Genomic DNA, 19,232 nt, shown 5'->3' with positions numbered 1-19,232 from the left:
CGGTGCCCGGAATCGACGAGTGCCTACTGGAGGCCATGCGGCTGCCCGGAGCCCGGGGAGCCGCACTGGTCGACTGGACCAGCGGGCTGGCCCTGGGCGCGGTCGGGGAGTTCCCGGGCGGCGACCACGAGGCCGCGGCCGCCGAGGCCGCGGAGGTCGCACGGCTCACGGCCGAACAGCGGGCGTTCACGCCCGACGACGGCGGCGGTGCCCACGCCCCCGCCGACCCGCCGGTCGAGGACCTGATCATCAGCAACCGGGACAGCTACCACGTCCTGCGGTTCGTGCCGACGTCCTTCGACAGCAGCGTGTTCCTGCACGTGTGGCTGGCCCGGTCGGACGGCAATCTCGCCCTGGCCCGGATCCGGCTGGGCGAGATGGCCGGACGGCTGGTGCTGGGGTGACCGTCGTGGGGACGACCCCGCCGCCCCGGCTGCCGGTGCGCGACAGAGCGGCGGCCCGGGAACGCGCGGCCGGCGCGGTGTCGCCGATGCTGACGCGGCTCGCCGCCGACCGGGCCACCGGAGTCCTGGAGCGCGAGCGCGGCGCGCTCCACCTCGTCGAGGGCCGGGTGGTGCACGCCGAGAGCCCCTTCGCCCCCGGCCTCGACGTCCTGCTGTCGGCGCGCGGCACGCTGGACGCCGCCGTCTGGCGGGAGGCGGTGGAGCGGGCCGACGAGGAGCACGGCGCGGCCCGTGCGCTGATCGACTCCGGGCGGATCGGGCGGGGCGCGCTGGAGGTGTGCCACCTGGGGGCGCTGTACGACGCCGCGTACTTCGCCCTCGCCCCGAGCAGCACGCCGGGCCGGTTCCGGTACGGCACCGGGCACTGGTTCGGGGCCCTGCGGCCGGTCGCGGTCGACGCCCTGGAGCGCGAGACGCTGCGCCGCCGCGCACTGCTGCACCGCCTGTGGCCCGACCCGCTGCCGGACACCGCGCCGCTGCTGCGCAGCGAGCCGGTGGCGGCGCCGGGCCTCACCGCCCGGCAGGGCGCGGTACTGGCCCTGGTGGACGGGGTGCGCACCGCGTCGGACATCGCCCGGGCGCTGGGCCGGCAGGCCTTCGCCACGCTGGTGGAGGTCCGCCGGCTGGCGGCGGCCGGTGTGGTGACCGCGCAGTTCCCGCCCCCCGTCCCGCAGCCGCCGCCCGGCCTGGCCGGCGCGCTGCCCCGGGTGCACGACCCCGACATCACCTTGCTGAAGAGGCTCAGGGATGCGCTGGAGGCCCTTTGAACGGCAGCGACCGCGTGCCGAGAGGAGGGCGCTGATGGCCGCCGAGCCGGAGATACGCGCCGAGCTGCGGCGGCTGCGGGCCCGGGTGCCCCAGCTGACCGGGGCGCTCGCCGCGGGCGTGGACGGGCTCCTCCTCGCCCACGACACCCCCGGTGTGGAGCCGGAGGGCGTGGCCGCGCTGACCTCCACCGCCCTGGCCGTCGCCGTGCGGATGACGGACGCGACCGGCCGGGGCGACGTCCGCGAGCTGCTCGTCCGCGGGCTGTACGGCTACGTCGCGACGTACGCGGCCGGGGAGGGCGCCGTGCTGACGGTGCTCGCGCAGGACCGCGTCAACGTCGGCCGGCTGCACCTGGAGGGGCGCCGGGCGGGCGCCCGTATCGGCGAGCTCGTCGACGCCGTGGCGGCACCCTCGGCCGACGCGGCCAGGCCCTCCCCGAAGGCCCCGGTGAAGGCCCCGGCGGAGGCCCCGGCCGAGGCCGCGGACACCGCCGCCGCACGGACCACGGGCGCGCGCACCACCCGCGCGACGACCACCAACGCACGCACCAGAACCGAAAGTTGAGAGGAACCCAGTCATGGCCAACACCGAAACCGCGCTCAAGGAAGCCCTCGCCTCCATCGAGGGCGCCAACGGCGTCGCGCTCGTCGACTACACCAGCGGCATGGCGCTGGGCACGATGGGCGGGAGCAAGACCTTCGACCTCAACGTCGCCGCCGCGGGCAACACCGACGTGGTCCGCGCCAAGATGCGCACCATGGAGCACCTGGGGCTCAAGGCGCAGATCGAGGACATCCTCATCACGCTGTCCGACCAGTACCACCTGATCCGTCTGATCAGCGGCCGCGGCGGCAACGGGCTGTTCCTCTACCTCGTGCTGGACGCCAAGCGGGCCAACCTGGCGATGGCCCGCCACCAGCTGCGGAAGATCGAGGAGGAACTGGAGGTCTGAGCCGCCGGACCGAGGTCCGGCGGCCCGGCCTACACGAGTGCCGCGGTGCGGCGGCGCGCCCCGCCGGGGGCCGCGTCGCCCGCCGCGATACCCGTGCTGCGGTAGGCCTTGACCGCCTTGCCGGCCGGACGGCCGCCGTTCCCGGCGAGCCAGTCGACCCGCACCCACAGCAGCGTGTCCCCGGCCCGCTCGAGCCGCCCCAGCCAGGCCGCCTTCAGCCGCAGTCCCGTACCGCACCCGGCGAGCAGCATGCCGCCCGCGGCGGGCACGGCGAACGCGCTGCCCAGCGCGGCGGCGAAGGCCAGCAGCAGCCACCAGCGGTGCCCGCGCCGCCAGGCGCGCACGGTCACGCCCCGGTCCTGCAGCACGTCGTGCCTGCCCGCCCGGACGGCGGCACGGGCGAGGGCGCCGTACCGCTTGCGGCGCGGCAGCGCCACGGCCGCCGCCGCCACCAGGAACAGCGCGGCGCCCGCCATCACCCCGATCCGTCGCCCCGTCAGGCCCGGTACCAGGACGCCGACGCCGGCCGCGAACACCCCCGCCCACCACAGCGGCGCCGCCCCGGCCCGTACGACGACGGCCACCCGAGCCAGACCTTGAGCCCTGCGATCCCCGCGTGCCACGTTCCGCCTCCTCGTCGCCTCGGCAACACACCGAAATCTCCGGTCAGGCACAGTAGCGAGCGAACGTGAGACCAGTCTGAGAACCGCGGGCACGGACGGCGGCCGTCACTCCACGAACAGCCCCCGCGCCGCCGCCCTCGCGTCGAACGCCTCCAACCGTGCCTGGGCGTCCGGCAGGTCGTCGCACATCGCCTCCAGCAGCACCCGCCCGAGCAGCATCGGCGCGCAGGCGGTGTCGAAGGCGAGCCCGGTGCCGACGGCGGCCGGCAGCAGCAGGTCGGACACCCTGGCGACCGGCGCGAACGCGGAGTCGGCGACCGTCACCACCGTCAGCCCGGCCTCCTTGGCGCAGGCGAGGGCGTCGAGGACCTCACGCGGGTGGCGGGGCAGCGCGAAGCACAGCAGGGCGGAGGCTCCGGCGCGCGCGGCGGCGTCGACCCGGTCGTGCAGCATCGAGCCGCCCTCGTGCAACAGCCGGACGTCCGGGTGCACCTTGGCGGCGAAGTACGCGAAGCCGTAGGCCTGGGCGGCGGCGGCCCGCAGGCCCAGCACGGGCAGCGGCCGGGAGGCCGCCAGCAGCCGTCCCGCCCGCCGCACGGGCCGCGGGTCGGCGAGCAGTTCCGCCAGGTGCCTGAGGTTCTCGATCTCGGCCTCGACGGCCTGCTGGTACTCGTTGTACGAGGCCGCGTCCGCCGTCTGCTCGGCCGGCGCGACCTCGCGCAGGTGCCGGCGCAGGGCCGGGTAGCCGTCGAAGCCGAGGGCGACGGCGAACCGGGTGACCGAGGGCTGGCTGACGCCGGCCAGCTCGGCCAGCTCGACGCTGGAGAGGAACGGCACGTCGGCGGCGCGCCGCACCATGCTGTGCGCGATGCGCCGCTGGGTCGGCGTCAGCCGGTGCCCCTCGAAGAGCGCCTGGAGCCGTGCCGCGGGGCTGTCCGTCCCGCCGCTGCCCGTCCCACCGCCGCCCGTGTCCCTGTCCGCGCTCATGTCCCGCTCCCCCTCCGCCCGCACCCGGCCGGGCCCGCACCCGCCCGAGCCGTCTATTCAGTCAGCAAGAACTCTGCATGACGCTATACAGCGAGGCAAGCCGTCCCCGCCGGTCGTCCCCCCGGCGACACGGGGGCTAACCCCAGTGCCACCGCCGTGGGCGCTCCCTACCGTGGACGGCATGACGGGACGGGAGACCTCCATGGACGCGCGGGACACCGAACTGAAGAAGGAACTCGACGCCACCCTGCACGCGCGCAGGGAACTGGGCGAGGAGTACGAGTCCGCGCTGGTGGACTCCTTCCTGGAGAAGGTCGACCAGCGCATCGACCACGCGGTCGAGCGCCGGGTGCGCCGGCAGTTCACGGAGCAGCAGATGGCGGCGGCCCGCAGCGGGCGTCCGGGCGCGACGGACTCCTGGGGCGAGCGCTTCGGATTCGGGATCGTCTCGCTGGTGCTCGCGGTGCCCCTGTCGGCGATCGGCGTCGGCGCCGCGGACCTGCCCGGCCTGCTCGTCTCCTGGGCGGGCATCGTCGGCGTCAACGTCGTCCAGGCCGCCCGCACCACCCCGGGCCTCTTCGGCGGCCTGCGCCGCAGGTCCTCCCGGGACGGCGACTGGGACGGCTGACCGGCCGGCGGCGGGGAGGGATCAGCCGTCCCCGAAGCCCCGGAAGGTGCCGGTGGCGTCGGCGCAGTCGGCGAAGTCCTCGAAGTCCATGTTGGCGATGGCCAGGTTGGCGGAGACGTCCGGGAACCACTCGACGGGCACCCGGAACGTCCGCCCGGGCTCGTCGTACAGGTCGAGGGCCAGCAGGCGGTGCGCCGGGCCGGCCAGGGCGGTGGCGTCGGCGAGGAACAGGCAGGTGAGCTGTTCGTCCTCGTCGGCGGCGGCGTCCTCGGCCATCAGCGCCGGGATCGTCGCGTCGGCGTACCGGGGGTCGCTGACGAAGGTGGCGTGGTCCGCGTCGAACGCGGCGCACAGCGCGTCCCAGGCCGCGTCGTCCGTGAAGTCGGTCCGCAGCACGAGCGAGGTCAGGTCGGCGGGTCGGGGCAGAGGCATGCGGTGATGTTAGGCGGTCGTGGCGGCCCGACGGCCGCGACCGCCCGTCGGGCCGCCACGACGGCGAGCGACCACCCGCGCGAGAACGGCGCCGGTCCGGACGCGAGGAGAGGTTGCGCGGGGACCGCCGCACCCCCGTCACCGGGGGGCGGGACGACGGCGGTCCCCGCGAGGGACGCGGGCCGGGTCAGGGCCGGGCTTGCGCGTCCGTGGCGCCTGTGGAGGTCCGGGAGCCGCTCCGGAGGTCCGTGACGCCGTTTGGGTGCCGGCCGGGGCGGGGAGCCGCTCCCGCCCTGCCGACACCCCCTAATGTGCCGGACCCGTGTTAAGCGTGTGCTGCGTGAACGTGACGCGCGCGTACCACTTCCGCGAAGTCCACCGTTTCGGTGGAGAAACGGAAGTCCGCCGCGGAAGAGCCCCGTTCACCGCGGGTTCGCCGGGAGTCCGGCCCCGGGACCCGAAAGGTCACTTCCCGCCCTTGGCCAGGAAGGCCAGCAGGTCCTGGCGGCTGACGACGCCGGTGGGCTTGCCCTCGACGAGGACGATCGCCGCGTCGGCGCCGCCCAGCACGGACATCAGGTCGCCGACGGGCTCGCCGGAGCCGACCTGCGGCAGCGGGGCGGACATGTGCTTCTCCAGCGGGTCCTCCAGGGAGGCCCTCTTGCTGAACAGGGCGTCGAGCAGCTCGCGTTCGACGACCGAGCCGACGACCTCCGCGGCCATGACGTCCGGGTGGCCGGCGCCCGGCTTCACGACCGGCATCTGCGAGACGCCGTACTCGCGCAGCACCTCGATGGCCTGGCCGACGGTCTCCTCCGGGTGCATGTGGACGAGGGACGGCATGGAGCCGGCCGCCTTGTCGTCGAGGACGTCGGCGACGCGGGCGCTGGGGCCCTCGTCCTCGAGGAAGCCGTAGTCGGCCATCCACTCGTCGTTGAAGATCTTGCTGAGGTAGCCGCGGCCGCTGTCGGGCAGCAGGACGACCACGACGTCGTCCGGGCCGAGCCGCTCGGCGACCCGCAGCGCGGCGACGACGGCCATCCCGCAGGAGCCGCCCACGAGGAGGCCCTCCTCCTTGGCGAGCCGGCGGGTCATCTGGAAGGAGTCCTTGTCGGACACCGGCACGATCTCGTCGGCGACGGTCCGGTCGTAGGCGGTCGGCCAGAAGTCCTCACCGACGCCCTCGACGAGGTACGGCCGTCCGGAGCCGCCCGAGTAGACCGAGCCCTCGGGGTCGGCGCCGATCACCCGCACCCTGCCGTCGCTGGCGTCCTTCAGGTAGCGGCCGGTGCCGGAGATCGTGCCGCCGGTGCCGACGCCGGCCACGAAGTGGGTGATCTTCCCCTCCGTCTGCTCCCACAGCTCCGGGCCGGTGGAGTGGTAGTGGGAGAGCGGGTTGTTCGGGTTGGAGTACTGGTCCGGCTTCCAGGCGCCCGGCGTCTCGCGCACCAGCCGGTCGGAGACGTTGTAGTAGGAGTCCGGGTGCTCGGGGTCGACCGCGGTCGGGCACACCACGACCTCGGCGCCGTAGGCCCGCAGCACGTTGATCTTGTCGGTGCTCACCTTGTCGGGGCACACGAAGATGCACTTGTAGCCCTTCTGCTGGGCCACGATGGCGAGCCCCACACCGGTGTTGCCGCTGGTCGGCTCCACGATGGTGCCCCCGGGCTTCAGCTCCCCGCTCTGTTCCGCCGCCTCGATCATGCGCAGGGCGATGCGGTCCTTCACGGAGCCGCCCGGGTTGAAGTACTCGACCTTGGCCAGGACGGTGGCCTGGATGCCCTGGGTCACGTTGTTGAGCTTCACCAGCGGGGTGTTGCCGACGAGGCTGATCATCGAGTCGTGGAATCGCACCGTTGTCTCCGGTTGCTTGCAAAACAGTGGTCGTGGTGGTCCAGCCAGCCTACGGGGCGCCCGGACCCTTCACTCACCGTCGAGATTGGCCGACGGTCCGTACGGGGCAAGGAGTGGGTGTACGGACACGAGGAGGTGGCGTCGAGGCATGACGAGCATGTCCAGGGCAAGAGTGGCCCGGCGCATCGCGGCCGGCGCGGCCTACGGCGGTGGCGGGATCGGACTGGCCGGCGCGGCGGTCGTCGGCGTGCTGCTGGCGGAGGCGCACCTGGCACGGCGCCACGTCAACGGCATCGGCGCCTCTCCCCGCGTGCCGCAGGCGGACGGCCTCTACGGCCGGACGTACACCGTCCCCGGCGAGGAGGCCCTGCGGCTGACCCTGCTCGGCGACTCCACCGCGGCCGGCCAGGGCGTCCACCGGGTGGGGCAGACCCCGGGCGCGCTGCTCGCCTCCGGTCTGGCGGCGGTGGCGGAGCGTCCGGTGAAGCTGCGGAACGTGGCACTGCCCGGCGCCCGGTCCGACGACCTCGACCGGCAGGTCGCGCTGGTCCTCGGCGACGTCGACCGGGTGCCCGACGTCTGCGTGATCATGATCGGCGCGAACGACGTCACCCACCGCATGCCCCCCACCCGCTCGGTGCGCCACCTCTCGGCGGCGGTACGGCGGCTGCGCACGGCCGGCGCGGAGGTGGTCGTCGGCACCTGCCCGGACCTGGGCACGATCGAACCGGTCGGCCAGCCCCTGCGCTGGCTGGCCAGACGTGCCTCCCGCCAGCTGGCGGCCGCCCAGACGATCGGCGTCGTCGAGCAGGGCGGCCGCACGGTGTCGCTGGGCGACCTGCTGGGCCCGGAGTTCGAGGCGAACCCGCGCGAGCTGTTCGGCCCCGACCACTACCACCCCTCGGCCGAGGGCTACGCCACGGCGGCGATGGCGGTGCTGCCGACGGTCTGCGCGGCCCTGGGCCTGTGGCCGGCGGAGGAGGAGCGCCCGGACGTCTCCCGCCGCGAGGGCTTCCTGCCGGTGGCCCGGGCGGCGGTGGAGGCCGCGTCCGAGGCCGGTACGGAGGTCGCGGCGGCGATGCCGACGGGGCCGCGGGGTCCGTGGGCGCTGCTGAAGAGGCGCAGGCGGCGCCGGGTGCCCGAGCCGGAGCCGGCGCCCGCGTCACCCACCGGTCCGACCAGGGCACACGGAAGCTGAGCCAAGCAAGCGCTTAGAAAGTGCGGCCAGAGTCACACCGCGGCGGCAGTGACCGCGCCCATACGTACGGGTAACTTCCCAGACAGCCGTGCAGCGAAGTCCCCCGTCCACCAAGCCCGTCGGCCGCCCGGCAGCCACCCTCGACGTGGCGCCGCGCGCCGCCCTCCCGTCTGGAGCCGTGATGCCCGAAGCCGTCATCGTCTCGACCGCCCGCTCCCCCATCGGCCGCGCCTTCAAGGGTTCCCTGAAGGACCTGCGCCCGGACGACCTGACCGCCACGATCATCCAGGCCGCCCTCGCCAAGGTCCCCGAGCTGGACCCCAGGGACATCGACGACCTGATGCTCGGCTGCGGCCTGCCCGGCGGCGAGCAGGGCAACAACCTCGGCCGGATCGTCGCCGTGCAGATGGGCATGGACCACCTGCCCGGCTGCACGGTCACCCGCTACTGTTCCTCGTCGCTCCAGACCAGCCGCATGGCCCTGCACGCCATCAAGGCCGGCGAGGGCGACGTCTTCATCTCGGCGGGCGTCGAGATGGTCTCCCGCTTCACCAAGGGCAACTCCGACAGCCTGCCCGACACGCACAACCCCTTCTTCGCCGAGGCCGAGGCCCGCACCGCGGCCGTCGCCGAGCAGGAGGGCACCACCTGGCACGACCCGCGCGAGGACGGCCTCGTGCCGGACGCCTACATCGCGATGGGCCAGACCGCCGAGAACCTCGCCCGCTGGAAGGGCGTCACCCGGCAGGACATGGACGAGTTCGGCGTCCGCTCCCAGAACCTCGCCGAGGAAGCCCTCAAGAACGGCTTCTGGGAGCGCGAGATCACCCCGGTGACCCTCCCCGACGGCACGGTCGTCTCCAAGGACGACGGCCCGCGCGCCGGCGTCACCCTGGAGGGCGTGGCGGGCCTGAAGCCGGTCTTCCGCCCCGACGGCCTGGTCACCGCCGGCAACTGCTGCCCGCTGAACGACGGCGCCGCCGCCGTCGTGATCATGTCCGACACCAAGGCCCGCGAGCTCGGCCTCACCCCGCTCGCCCGCATCGTGTCGACCGGCGTCTCCGGCCTCTCCCCCGAGATCATGGGCCTCGGCCCGGTCGAGGCGTCCCAGCAGGCCCTGCGCCGCGCCGGCCTCACCATCGACGACATCGACCTGGTCGAGATCAACGAGGCGTTCGCCGCCCAGGTGATCCCCTCCTACCGCGACCTCGGCATCGACCTCGACAAGCTGAACGTCAACGGCGGCGCCATCGCCGTCGGCCACCCCTTCGGCATGACCGGCGCCCGGATCACCGGCACGCTCATCAACTCCCTGCAGTTCCACGACAAGCAGTTCGGTCTGGAGACGATGTGCGTCGGCGGCGGCCAGGGCATGGCGATGGTGATCGAGCGCCTGAGCTGAGCCGGGCGGCGGCCACCGCGCGGACCTCTCGGTAGCCGCCGGGGCACCCACCGTGAGCCGACGGCCCGGGGTCCGGGGATCCCCCGGACCCCGGGCCGTTCCGTGATCCAATCTCCCCCAGGATGTGACCTATCTCCCTCGGCGCGAGGATCACGCAGCTCAGAGCCGTACCGCCCCAGGACCCGAACCCGGAGCCCTGTCCGTTTCGTGACGTTACGCACTGACAGGGGGATAGTCCGCCCTTCAAGCTGATGTAGGAAGTCGGGGGGTCGACTTTGAACCGGGAGTACGTCAGTGAGCGCCATGCCGATCGCCTTGCTGGTCACCACGGCCGCCACCGGCGCCGTGGGGGTCGCCGTCCTGCGCACGCTCCTGCAGCTGCGGCGTCAGGTCGCGGCCCTGCGCGCCGAGCTCGTCGAGCACCCCGCCTTCGGGACGTCGGGCCTCGTGCCGGCGGCCCGCACGGCCGGCGCCGACGACATACGCGCCGCGGTGGCCGAGGCGCTCGCCGAGGAGCGGGAGCGGGAGCTGGCCGAGGCGCGCGCCTTCTGGGCCGCCCAGGAGTCCCGTGACGTCCCCGACGCCCCCTCGCTGCTGGGCCTGCCGGACAGCGAGCTGTTCCTGCCCCGCCAGAGCGACTTCGCGGGCCTGGAGCCGGTGACCGAGCCGACCGCCGACGCCGACGAGTTCGCCGGGGAGTCGCCGGAACTGGCCGCGGCCCGCCGCCGTCACCCCTCCCACCCGGACTTCGTCCCGGTGCAGTCACCGGTCGCGGGCGACCACGAGCGCACGGTGGCCGCCCTCGAGGAGCTCGCCGCCTCCCGCACCGGACTGACCGACGTCCGCCCGGGTCCGCTCGGCACCCTCGACGTCTACGTCTTCGCCGACGGCACCACCCTGTGCATGACCCCGGGGCACCGCGAGACGGCCGAGCGCCTGGCCGCGGCCCTGACGGCCGGCGAGGCCCCGTACCTGCTGGGCGGCTCGGGCGTCTCCGGCGCGTACACGCTGACGTTCGCCTGCGGCGAGGACAACGTCTACGTCCTGGCCGACCGGGTCATCGCGAGCCTGTAGGGCTCACACACCCGCCCGCTTGCGCGACTCCTCCACCAGGACGACCGCCTCGGCGACCTCGTCCTCACCGGTCAGCACCACCGCGAGGTCGTGCCCGGCGACGGTGATCTGGTCGGCGACGGCGAACATGCCGGCGTCGGGCATCTCCCGGGGCTCCGTCCCGGGCTCCTCGATGCGCTGTGCCCACCGGGCCAGCTCCCGGGCCAGGTCCAGGGCCTCGGCGGCGGCCCCTCGCTGCAGCCGGCTCTGGGGCGCGGCCCTCAGACGGTCGGCAAAGTGATCCACCGCGCGGGACAGGGGCGTCGTATCAACCACGCGGTGAGCGTACGCGCCGCACCGGGACTGTTGCCAACGGGCGAACGCTCAGGCACCGTGACCTGAAGGACCGGCTTACAGCCCATTGCGTTCGGAGGCGCCGATGTCCCAAGTCTTCTCCCAGGAGACCCATCGCAACCTGCTGGCTCGCATCCCCCACTGCACCGGTCGTGAAGTCGCCGACTGGCTGCGCACCGTCGAGGAAGGCCCCGCTCTCCGCTTCGAGGAGAAGGTCAGCTGGCTGCGCCACGAGTACGACCTCGCGTACGGCCACGCCAAGGCGATCATCCACGAGTACGACCTGAGGCGGGCCGCGCGCAAGCTGCTGTAGCGCGCCCGCGCGCCCGCCCGGTCACCGGGCACGGACACGCCGAAGGGCCCCGGGGGGAACCCGGGGCCCTTCGGGACGTCCGGCCGGCCGCTGCCGGCGGGACGGATCAGTCGCTGCTGTTGAGGATGGACAGGAGCCGCAGGAACTCCATGTAGATCCACACCAGCGTCAGCGTGAGGCCGAAGGCGGCGAGCCAGGCCTCCTCGCGCGGCGCGCCGTAGGCGATGCCGTCCTCGACCTGCTTGAAGTCCAGGGCGAGGAAGCAGGCGCCGAGGATGATGCCGATGACGCCGAACACGATGCCGAGGGCGCCGCTGCGGAAGCCGAGGCCGTCGCCGCCGCCGAAGACGGTGAACAGCAGGTTCACGGCCATCAGCAGGACGAAGCCGAGCGCGGCCGCCATCACGAAGCCGTAGAAGCGGCGGTTGACGCGGATCCAGCCCGCCTTGTACGCGACGAGCACACCGGCGAAGACCGCCATGGTGCCGAGGACGGCCTGGGCGACCACCCCGTCCGCGATGTACGTGGACACCGCGCTGGAGATCACGCCGAGGAAGACGCCCTCGAGGGCGGCGTACGACATGATCAGCGCGGGCGACGGGCGGCGCTTGAAGGACTGGACGAGCGCCAGCACCATCGCGACCAGACCGGCGCCGACGGCGATGCCGTACGACTTGTTGAGGTTGCCCTCGTCGACCGGCAGCAGCAGCCAGGACAGGACCGCGGTGACCACCACGGTGCCGAGCGTGGTCGCGGTGCGCGCGACGACGTCGTCCATCGTCATGGCGCCCGGGGTGGCCGGGGCCTGCGGCGGGACGCCCACGCCCTGCTGGGCGTAAGGGTTCTGCGCGTACGGGTTGCCCGCCTGCTGGGCGTACGGGTCGCCCTGCGCGTACGGGTTGGCCTGCGTGCCGACAGCGGGTCCCCCGGCCTGCGCGTTGAAGCCCGCGTAGCCGTTGTCGCGGCTGAACCCCCGTCGCGAGAAGACCGGGTTTCTGCTCTCCATTTCACTCCTCCATGGCCACCCTGCGCGGCCTTGGCCTCAAGGGTAATGGGTAGGCAAAGGATTGACCCTACTGCTCGGGGAGGATCTTTCCCTCGTCGTGCTGCGCAACACGCTACGTGGATCTCTGATTCCCGGTACCGGAGGACCTCATTCATGACCGTTCCGGTACCTGCCCGGGACCGGCCGGAGATCACGTGCCCGGTCCGGCCCCCGGGTCACGCGAACGGGAAGCCCGTGTAGGCCTCGGCCAGGTCGGTCTCCGCGGCCCGGGAGGAGGCGACGCGCTCCAGGCGGGCGATCTGGAGGCGGTCCTCGAAGGGGGTGGCGTCCGGGGCGCGGTGCAGCAGGGTCGTCATGTCGTAGCTGAACCGCTCGGCCTGCCACACGCGGCGCAGGCAGGTCTCGGAGTAGGCGTCGAGCAGCTCCGCCGAGCCGGTCTCCTTCTCGTGCGTCAGGGCCCGCGCGAAGGTGACGACGTCGCCGACGGCGAGGTTCAGGCCCTTCGCTCCGGTCGGCGGCACGATGTGGGCCGCGTCGCCGGCCAGGAAGAGGCGGCCGTGCCGCATGGGCTCGTGGACGTAGGAGCGCATGGGGGTGACGGACTTCTGGGTGATCGGGCCGCGCTCCAGCCGCCAGTCGTCGGCCGTCTCGAAGCGGCGCTCCAGCTCGGCCCAGATCTCCTCGTCGCTCCAGGCCTCGGCGTCGGTGCCCTCGGGCACCTGCAGGTAGAGGCGGGAGACGGACGGGGAGCGCATGGACAGCAGGGCGAAGCCGCGGTCGTGGCGGGCGTAGACCAGCTCGTCGTGCGAGGGCGGCACGTCGGCGAGGATGCCGAGCCAGCCGAAGGGGTACGTCCGCTCGAAGACCCGGGTCAGTTCGGCCGGGATCGCCTTGCGGGCCACGCCCCAGAAGCCGTCGCAGCCGACGACGTAGTCGCACTCCAGGACGTCCTCCCGGCCCTCGTGCCGGAACCGGACGCGGGGGTGGTCGGTGCCGGCCTCCTCGACGGCGAGGGCCTCCGCCTCGAAGAGCAGCGGGCCGCCCTCCTTCAGCTGGAGGGCGATGAGGTCCTTGCAGACCTCCGTCTGGGCGTAGACCGTCACGGACCGGCCGCCGGTGAGGGCGGGGAAGTCGACGCGGTGGCGCTTCCTGTCGTAGCGCAGCTCGATGCCGTCGTGGCGCAGTCCCTCGCGGTCCATGCGCTCCCCGGCGCCGGCCGCGCGCAGCACGTCCACCGTGCCCTGCTCCAGGATCCCGGCGCGCTGCCGCTGTTCGACGTAGGCCCGGTCGCGGCCCTCCAGGACGACGGAGTCGATGCCGGCGTTGTGCAGCAGGCGGGCGAGCAGGAGGCCGGCGGGGCCGGCGCCGATGATGCCGACGGTGGTGCGCATCGGGCGTTTCCCTTCATACGGGCGTCATTGCCACGGGATCCGTGTGGACAGGCGTGGAGTGGACTTCACCAGTGTTCGCATGGTGAAGTTTTTTTCACCATTGTTCGACGTGAGTCTGCGCCCGCTTTCATCGGGTGTCAACGGTTCCGCACCCCGGCGGTCGGGCCCTCACAGGAGGGTGCGAGGAAAAAAGGAGGCGCGGGAGGTGCCCGGAACCGGACTTGAACCGGTACGCCCGCGAGGGGCAGCGAGGTTTAAGCTCGCCGTGTCTGCATTCCACCATCCGGGCAGGCCATGGGCTCCGCATCGAGATCCCGAGCCTATCGGGACGTGCCCCCCGAACAGCCGACGAGTGACCCGATGTTGTCTTATTTTATTGGCGTCTGAGGGAGCATCAGACGACGGAACGCGCCATCCGCACTTGCCAACAGGCTGGCGTGCGACGGGCGCCCGCGCATGCGGAATGACGGAATTTCACCGCCCGAACGAGGGTGCTCCACCGGTTCTTGACCTTCGCGGCGAGGCGGCCTCCCCGGGGGGCGGGCGTCATCCCCTGGTATGACACGGCGTTCCGGGGTCCGACCGGAGTCTGCCTCCGGAACCGGAACAGCGGCTGACTCCACGACGACGGGCGGCCGGAACGATGGTGCACGTCCCTCCGTCAACGACGTCGCCCCGACAGGAGTCGCTCCCGTGCCCACCACCCCTCTCGCCGACCGGGCCACCGCCGTGGCCGCCCGCGCCACGGACCTGTCGAAGACCTACGGCCAGGGCGAGACCCGGGTGGTCGCCCTGGACCGGGTCTCCGTCGACTTCCGGCAGGCCGAGTTCACCGCCATCATGGGGCCGTCCGGCTCCGGCAAGTCCACGCTGATGCACTGCGTGGCCGGCCTGGACACCTTCTCCTCCGGCTCCGTGCGCGTCGGCGACACCGAGCTCGGCTCCCTGAAGGACAAGCAGCTGACCAAGCTGCGCCGGGACAAGATCGGGTTCATCTTCCAGGCGTTCAACCTGCTGCCCACGCTGACCGCGCTGGAGAACATCACCCTCCCGATGGACATCGCCGGCCGCAAGGTGGACCAGCAGTGGCTGGACACGGTCATCCAGATGGTCGGGCTCGCCGGCCGGCTCGGCCACCGGCCCGCGCAGCTCTCCGGCGGCCAGCAGCAGCGGGTCGCCGTCGCCCGCGCCCTGGCCTCCCGGCCGGACATCGTCTTCGGTGACGAACCGACCGGCAACCTCGACTCCCGTTCGGGCGCCGAGGTGCTGGGCTTCCTGCGCAACTCCGTGCGGGAGCTGAAGCAGACGGTGGTGATGGTGACCCACGACCCGGTGGCCGCCGCCTACGCGGACCGGGTGGTGTTCCTCGCGGACGGCCGGATCGTCGACGAGGTGTACGGGCCGACGGCGGAGTCCGTCCTCGACCGCATGCGGCACCTTCCGGGCGGAAACACCCGGACCCCCGAGTCCGGCGCCCAGGGCCGCACCAGCTGACGTCCGCCCGGCAGCCGGCGCCCGGCTGACATCCGGTCAAGAACCCTCGGAGTAGACACCCCCATGTTCCGCACCGCCTTGCGCAACGTCCTCGCGCACAAGGCCCGGCTCCTGATGACCGTGCTCGCCGTGATGCTCGGCGTGGCCTTCGTGTCGGGGACCCTGGTCTTCACCAACACCCTCTCCGACGCCTACCAGAGGAGCTCCGCCAAGGGCTTCGACCAGGTCGACGTCGCCGTCACCGCCGAGGCCCAGGAGGACGTCGGCGACCGCGTCGGCAGGACTCCCGAGCTGACCCGGGCCCTGCTGGAGCGCAGCGCCGGGGTGCCCGGCGCCGCGTCCGCCGTCGGCGTCGTCGGCGGCTTCACCGCCGTCGCCGACAAGGACGGCAAGCTCGTCGGCGGCGGCTTCCAGTCACGGGGCGGCAACTACTGGGGGGACGAGGACCCCCGGTACCCGCTGAAGGAGGGGTCCGCCCCGCACGGTGCGAACGAGGTCGCCCTCGACTCCGGGACCGCCCGCCGGGCCGGCTACGAGGTCGGTGACACGGTACGGCTCTCGGTCGACGGTCCCGTGCTCAGCCCGAAGGTCACCGGCATCTTCACCACCGACGACGGCAACGTCGCCGCCGGCGGCAGCCTCACCCTGTTCGACACGGCCACCGCGCAGCGGCTCTTCGGCAAGCCCGGCACCTACGACGAGATCGACGTCGAGGCCGCCGCCGGCACCTCGCAGACCGCGCTGAAGGCCGCGCTGGACAAGGCGCTGCCGGCGAAGCTCGTCGAGACCACCACCGGCGAGGAACTCGCCGACGACCAGGCGGAGCTGATCTCCTCGCAGATGAGCGGGCTGAAGCAGGGTCTGCTGGTCTTCGCCGGCATCGCCCTCTTCGTCGGCACCTTCATCATCGCCAACACCTTCACCATGCTGGTCGCCCAGCGCACCAAGGAGCTCGCGCTGCTGCGGGCGGTCGGCGCCTCGCGCCGCCAGGTCACGCGGTCGGTGCTGATCGAGGCGTTCGTGGTCGGCGCGACGGCCGGCGTGACCGGCCTGGTCGCGGGCATCGGCGTCGACGCCGGGCTGCGGTCGCTGATGGACACGCTCGGCGCGACCGTGCCCGACGGGCCGCTGGTGGTCTCCCCCGGCACCGTCGCCGCCGCGCTCGCCGTCGGCGTCGTCATCACCATGCTGGCGGCCTGGCTGCCCGGCCGCCGGGCCGCGAAGATCCCGCCGGTGGCCGCGATGAGCAGCGTGCACGCCAAGGCGACCACCAGGTCGCTGGTGCTGCGCAACACGATCGGCGCGCTGTTCTCGGCGGCGGGCGTCGCCGTGGTCCTCGCCGCGACCACGATGAACGGCTCCGACGGCCAGGCGCCCATGGGCCTCGGCGCGGTGCTCCTCGTCATCGGCGTGTTCGTCCTGACGCCGCTGCTGTCCCGCCCGCTGATCGCGGCCGCCGCGCCCGTGCTGCGCGGCTTCGGCATCTCCGGCAAGCTGGCCCGGCAGAACGCGGTGCGCAACCCGCGCCGTACCGCCGCCACCGCCTCCGCGCTGATGATCGGGCTGACCCTGATCACCGGCATGACGGTGATGGCGGGCAGCCTCCAGAGGTCCATCGACAAGATGGCGTCGGCGGCGATCCGCGCCGACTACGTCGTGGTCATGGCCAACCAGGCGGCCACCCTCTCGCCGGACGTCGAGAAGAAGCTCGCCGCGACCGAGGGGGTGACCGCCACCAGCCCGCTGCGCAACGCGCCCGCGCGCATCGACGGGGAGACCGAGTACCTCACCGGTGTGACCGGCTCCGCCATCGGCGAGCTGACCGACCTGCCGGTCGACGACGGCGCGTTCACGGTGGACGGCACCCGGGTCGTCGTCGACGGGGACACCGCCGGCAGGCACGGCTGGAAGGCCGGCTCGGTCTTCACCGTGGCGTACGAGGACGGGGAGAAGCAGCGGCTGACGGTCGCCGGGGTCTACGAGGGCAACGAGATGGTCCGGGGCATCATCCTGGACAACACCGCCCTCGCCCCGCACCAGGACGAGCCGGCCGACATGCAGGTCATGGTCAAGACGTCCGGCGGCGCGTCCGACGCGACGAAGGACCGGCTGGAGAGGGCCCTGGGCTCCAACCCCGCCATCATGGTCCAGAGCAAGCAGGACATCTCCGAGGAGATCGCGCAGATGTTCACGCTGATGCTGAACATGCTCTACGGGCTGCTCGCGATGGCCGTGATCGTCGCGGTGCTCGGGGTCGTCAACACGCTGGCGATGTCGGTGTTCGAGCGGTCCCAGGAGATCGGCATGCTGCGGGCCGTCGGCCTGGACCGCCGCTCGGTCAAGCGGATGGTCCGTCTGGAGTCCCTCGTCATCTCCCTGTTCGGCGGGGTGCTCGGCATCGGGCTCGGCGTGTTCTTCGGCTGGGCGGCCGGTGAGCTGATCGGCACCAGGATGGCGACCTACGAGCTGGTCCTGCCGTGGGGACGGATGGCCGTGTTCCTGGCGCTGGCCGCCGCGGTGGGCGTGCTGGCGGCGCTGTGGCCGGCGCGGCGGGCGGCCCGGCTGAACGTGCTGGCGGCGATCAAGGCGGAGTAGGGGGAGTGCCGGTGGGGCCCCGTCGCGCGTGCGGCGGGGCCCCTTCCCGTGTGTCACGTGTCCTCGGGCCGGTTCCAGGTACGGGCCCGCAGGGGCATCCCGGAGGCGCCGTCGCCCGGGGTGCGGACGGCCAGGACCTGGTTGACGCCGATGCGGTTGCGTTCGAAGGCGAGGGCGGAGGCCGCCATGTACAGGCGCCAGACGCGGGCGCGGCCGGGGCCGGCGAGCTGGACGGCCCTGCGCCAGCCGGCCTCCAGGCGGGAGACCCACTGGCGCAGCGTGAGGGCGTAGTGCTCGCGGATCGACTCCACGTCGCGGACCTCGAAGCCGGCGCGTTCGAGCTGGGTGACGGTGGTGCCCACGGTGGTGAGTTCGCCGTCGGGGAAGACGTAGGCGTCGATGAACGCGTCGACGTGGTAAGTCGACTCGTCGCGCTGGGGGCGGCGGGCGATCTGGTGGTTGAGGAGGCGGCCGCCCGGCGCGAGGAGGGCGTGCAGCGTGCTCGCGTACTCCAGGTAGCGTTCGGCGCCGACGTGCTCCGCCATGCCGATGGACGAGATCGCGTCGTAGGGGCCGTCGGTGACGTCGCGGTAGTCCTGGACGCGGATCTCCACCCGGTCGGTGAGGCCCGCGTCCGCGACGCGCTTGCGGGCGTACGCCGCCTGCTCCTGGGACAGGGTGATGCCGACGACGTCCACGCCGTGCTCGCGGGCCGCGTGGATCGCCATCGAGCCCCAGCCGCAGCCGACGTCCAGCAGACGCTGACCCGGCATCAGACCGAGTTTGCGGCAGACCAGTTCCAGCTTGTCGTGCTGGGCCTGCTCGAGGGTGCTGCCGGGGGACTCCCAGTAGGCGCAGGAGTACACCATCGACGGGCCGAGGACGATCTCGTAGAAGTCGTTGCCGACGTCGTAGTGGTGGCTGATGGCCCGTCTGTCGGTACGGCGGGTGTGCAGATGCCCGGTACGGCGGACCTCCTCGCGGGGCGGCGCCGGGGGGAACGGGGGGCCGGCGATCTTCAGCAACCCGCGGACCGCCGCGCGGAACTGGGGATCGCGCAGCGCCTCGGCGAGGGTGCGGGCGTCCTCGTCGCGCTCCCAGACGACGCCGGCGAGGAGGCCGAGCGCGGTGTAGAGGTCGCCCTCGACGTCCAGGTCCCCGGCCACCCAGGCGCGGGCCAGGCCCAGTTCGCCCGGCTTGAACAGGAGGCGGCGCAGGGCCCTGCGGTTGCGCACGACCAGGGTCGGGGCGTCGGGCGGTCCCGCCTGCGAACCGTCCCAGGCACGGACGCGTAGCAGGAACGGGGCTCCTGACAGCTGTTCGACGAGGGCATGGAGCCGCGGCGCGGCGTCAGCCATGGTGCACACCTCCATGAGGGTGATCCAGGAATGTCCTGACCCCACGTAAACACCTGCGACCCCCCGCCGCAGTCCCCCACGCACGTCAAGACCCCGCAAACCCCCCCGACGCACCCGCACCCGCAAGACGGCACAAGCGGACCGGCCGACACGGCGCAACCACCCGCACCCGCACCCGCGGGACGGCAGAAGCGGACCGGCCGACACGGAGCAACCACCACGCATCCGCACCCGCACCCGCACCCGCAAGACGGCGGGAGCGGGTCGTGGCGGTGCGGCTGGAGCCCGTCGCTCAGCTCGTCACAGCCACCCCCGACCGTGGCAGCAGGCAGCAGTACGCCCGACGCGCGACGGGCTCGC

19 protein-coding genes and 1 tRNA gene are annotated in these 19,232 nt (G+C 73.1%); 11 read left to right on the top strand and 9 right to left on the bottom strand.

All coding sequences use genetic code 11. From position 1 onward, the window contains the following. Positions 1–2 precede the first annotated feature (2 nt). Genes ACH4F6_RS13850 through ACH4F6_RS13835 form a run of 4 tightly spaced genes read left to right on the top strand, consistent with a single transcriptional unit; the run spans position 3 to position 2,184 of the window. The gene (locus ACH4F6_RS13850; protein ID WP_397960320.1) at positions 3–404 is read left to right on the top strand and encodes a hypothetical protein; all 402 of its coding nucleotides are present in this window, start codon (positions 3–5) and stop codon (positions 402–404) included. Further along, a complete protein-coding gene (locus ACH4F6_RS13845) occupies positions 401–1,231 on the top strand; it encodes a transcriptional regulator (RefSeq protein WP_397960319.1) in 831 nt (276 codons plus the stop codon). The genes ACH4F6_RS13850 and ACH4F6_RS13845 overlap by 4 nt, the downstream gene beginning before the upstream one ends. A 34-nt stretch (positions 1,232–1,265) precedes the next feature. Next, positions 1,266–1,796 carry a roadblock/LC7 domain-containing protein gene (locus ACH4F6_RS13840; RefSeq protein WP_397960318.1) on the top strand — a complete coding sequence of 177 codons (531 nt, stop codon included), beginning with the start codon at positions 1,266–1,268 and terminating at the stop codon, positions 1,794–1,796. A gap of 13 nt (positions 1,797–1,809) precedes the next feature. Then, positions 1,810–2,184, top strand: coding sequence for a hypothetical protein (locus ACH4F6_RS13835; protein ID WP_397960317.1), 375 nt, complete (start codon positions 1,810–1,812; stop codon positions 2,182–2,184). Between the two features lie 29 nt (positions 2,185–2,213). Here ACH4F6_RS13835 and ACH4F6_RS13830 read toward each other — a convergent pair whose 3' ends face one another. Together ACH4F6_RS13830 and ACH4F6_RS13825 are read right to left on the bottom strand one after the other, a co-directional pair. Next, positions 2,214–2,807 carry a hypothetical protein gene (locus tag ACH4F6_RS13830; RefSeq protein ID WP_397960316.1) on the bottom strand — a complete coding sequence of 198 codons (594 nt, stop codon included), beginning with the start codon at positions 2,805–2,807 and terminating at the stop codon, positions 2,214–2,216. A gap of 105 nt (positions 2,808–2,912) precedes the next feature. Further along, positions 2,913–3,794 (bottom strand): MurR/RpiR family transcriptional regulator, encoded by an 882-nt coding sequence (locus ACH4F6_RS13825; RefSeq protein ID WP_397960315.1) that lies wholly within the window; start codon positions 3,792–3,794, stop codon positions 2,913–2,915. Between the two features lie 202 nt (positions 3,795–3,996). On the opposite strand from ACH4F6_RS13825, the gene ACH4F6_RS13820 reads away from it, so the two are divergent. Further along, positions 3,997–4,422 (top strand): hypothetical protein, encoded by a 426-nt coding sequence (locus tag ACH4F6_RS13820; RefSeq protein WP_397960351.1) that lies wholly within the window; start codon positions 3,997–3,999, stop codon positions 4,420–4,422. Between the two features lie 21 nt (positions 4,423–4,443). Here ACH4F6_RS13820 and ACH4F6_RS13815 read toward each other — a convergent pair whose 3' ends face one another. Both ACH4F6_RS13815 and ACH4F6_RS13810 read right to left on the bottom strand, forming a co-directional pair. Continuing rightward, positions 4,444–4,854, bottom strand: a complete 411-nt coding sequence (locus tag ACH4F6_RS13815) for a DUF6924 domain-containing protein (RefSeq protein ID WP_397960314.1) — start codon at positions 4,852–4,854, stop codon at positions 4,444–4,446. Between the two features lie 465 nt (positions 4,855–5,319). Next, positions 5,320–6,708, bottom strand: coding sequence for a cystathionine beta-synthase (locus ACH4F6_RS13810; RefSeq protein ID WP_397960313.1), 1,389 nt, complete (start codon positions 6,706–6,708; stop codon positions 5,320–5,322). A 148-nt stretch (positions 6,709–6,856) separates the two neighbouring features. On the opposite strand from ACH4F6_RS13810, the gene ACH4F6_RS13805 reads away from it, so the two are divergent. From ACH4F6_RS13805 to ACH4F6_RS13795, 3 genes are all read left to right on the top strand, one after another. Continuing rightward, complete coding sequence (locus tag ACH4F6_RS13805) at positions 6,857–7,906, top strand: SGNH/GDSL hydrolase family protein (protein WP_397960312.1); 1,050 nt, start codon at positions 6,857–6,859, stop codon at positions 7,904–7,906. A 181-nt stretch (positions 7,907–8,087) separates the two neighbouring features. After that, positions 8,088–9,308, top strand: coding sequence for an acetyl-CoA C-acetyltransferase (locus ACH4F6_RS13800; protein WP_397960311.1), 1,221 nt, complete (start codon positions 8,088–8,090; stop codon positions 9,306–9,308). A 294-nt stretch (positions 9,309–9,602) separates the two neighbouring features. Beyond that, positions 9,603–10,382, top strand: a complete 780-nt coding sequence (locus ACH4F6_RS13795; protein ID WP_397960310.1) for a hypothetical protein — start codon at positions 9,603–9,605, stop codon at positions 10,380–10,382. A gap of 3 nt (positions 10,383–10,385) precedes the next feature. Here ACH4F6_RS13795 and ACH4F6_RS13790 read toward each other — a convergent pair whose 3' ends face one another. Continuing rightward, entirely contained in the window at positions 10,386–10,697 is a 312-nt protein-coding gene (locus ACH4F6_RS13790) for a hypothetical protein (protein WP_397960309.1), read from the bottom strand. Positions 10,698–10,800: 103 nt separating this feature from the next. Here ACH4F6_RS13790 and ACH4F6_RS13785 point away from each other — a divergent pair, with 103 nt between their 5' ends. Then, positions 10,801–11,028 (top strand): DUF4287 domain-containing protein, encoded by a 228-nt coding sequence (locus ACH4F6_RS13785; protein ID WP_397960308.1) that lies wholly within the window; start codon positions 10,801–10,803, stop codon positions 11,026–11,028. Positions 11,029–11,134: 106 nt separating this feature from the next. Here ACH4F6_RS13785 and ACH4F6_RS13780 read toward each other — a convergent pair whose 3' ends face one another. From ACH4F6_RS13780 to ACH4F6_RS13770, 3 genes are all read right to left on the bottom strand, one after another. After that, positions 11,135–12,034 (bottom strand): Bax inhibitor-1/YccA family protein, encoded by a 900-nt coding sequence (locus ACH4F6_RS13780; protein WP_397960307.1) that lies wholly within the window; start codon positions 12,032–12,034, stop codon positions 11,135–11,137. Between the two features lie 215 nt (positions 12,035–12,249). Beyond that, entirely contained in the window at positions 12,250–13,425 is a 1,176-nt protein-coding gene (locus ACH4F6_RS13775; protein WP_397960306.1) for a 4-hydroxybenzoate 3-monooxygenase, read from the bottom strand. A gap of 206 nt (positions 13,426–13,631) precedes the next feature. Then, a tRNA-Leu gene (locus ACH4F6_RS13770) sits at positions 13,632–13,714 on the bottom strand. 404 nt (positions 13,715–14,118) lie between these two features. Here ACH4F6_RS13770 and ACH4F6_RS13765 point away from each other — a divergent pair. Continuing rightward, complete coding sequence (locus ACH4F6_RS13765) at positions 14,119–14,919, top strand: ABC transporter ATP-binding protein (protein ID WP_397960305.1); 801 nt, start codon at positions 14,119–14,121, stop codon at positions 14,917–14,919. Between the two features lie 63 nt (positions 14,920–14,982). Beyond that, positions 14,983–17,514: an ABC transporter permease gene (locus tag ACH4F6_RS13760; RefSeq protein WP_397960304.1), complete on the top strand. Its 2,532-nt coding sequence runs from the start codon at positions 14,983–14,985 to the stop codon at positions 17,512–17,514. A gap of 53 nt (positions 17,515–17,567) precedes the next feature. Here ACH4F6_RS13760 and ACH4F6_RS13755 read toward each other — a convergent pair whose 3' ends face one another. Then, positions 17,568–18,872, bottom strand: a complete 1,305-nt coding sequence (locus tag ACH4F6_RS13755; RefSeq protein WP_397960303.1) for a class I SAM-dependent methyltransferase — start codon at positions 18,870–18,872, stop codon at positions 17,568–17,570. Positions 18,873–19,232: the final 360 nt, after the last annotated feature.

Source organism: Streptomyces sp. NPDC017936, from assembly GCF_044328485.1.
Lineage (GTDB): Bacteria > Actinomycetota > Actinomycetes > Streptomycetales > Streptomycetaceae > Streptomyces.
This window is presented reverse-complemented; position numbering and strand designations above follow the sequence as displayed.

Coding starts and splice junctions, on each gene's coding strand:
- ACH4F6_RS13840 (WP_397960318.1), top strand. CDS start 1,266: ATGGCCGCCGAGCCGGAGATACGCGCCGAGCTGCGGCGGCTGCGGGCC.
- ACH4F6_RS13835 (WP_397960317.1), top strand. CDS start 1,810: ATGGCCAACACCGAAACCGCGCTCAAGGAAGCCCTCGCCTCCATCGAG.
- ACH4F6_RS13825 (WP_397960315.1), bottom strand. CDS start 3,794: ATGAGCGCGGACAGGGACACGGGCGGCGGTGGGACGGGCAGCGGCGGG.
- ACH4F6_RS13820 (WP_397960351.1), top strand. CDS start 3,997: ATGGACGCGCGGGACACCGAACTGAAGAAGGAACTCGACGCCACCCTG.
- ACH4F6_RS13815 (WP_397960314.1), bottom strand. CDS start 4,854: ATGCCTCTGCCCCGACCCGCCGACCTGACCTCGCTCGTGCTGCGGACC.
- ACH4F6_RS13805 (WP_397960312.1), top strand. CDS start 6,857: ATGACGAGCATGTCCAGGGCAAGAGTGGCCCGGCGCATCGCGGCCGGC.
- ACH4F6_RS13800 (WP_397960311.1), top strand. CDS start 8,088: ATGCCCGAAGCCGTCATCGTCTCGACCGCCCGCTCCCCCATCGGCCGC.
- ACH4F6_RS13785 (WP_397960308.1), top strand. CDS start 10,801: ATGTCCCAAGTCTTCTCCCAGGAGACCCATCGCAACCTGCTGGCTCGC.
- ACH4F6_RS13780 (WP_397960307.1), bottom strand. CDS start 12,034: ATGGAGAGCAGAAACCCGGTCTTCTCGCGACGGGGGTTCAGCCGCGAC.
- ACH4F6_RS13775 (WP_397960306.1), bottom strand. CDS start 13,425: ATGCGCACCACCGTCGGCATCATCGGCGCCGGCCCCGCCGGCCTCCTG.
- ACH4F6_RS13760 (WP_397960304.1), top strand. CDS start 14,983: ATGTTCCGCACCGCCTTGCGCAACGTCCTCGCGCACAAGGCCCGGCTC.
- ACH4F6_RS13755 (WP_397960303.1), bottom strand. CDS start 18,872: ATGGCTGACGCCGCGCCGCGGCTCCATGCCCTCGTCGAACAGCTGTCA.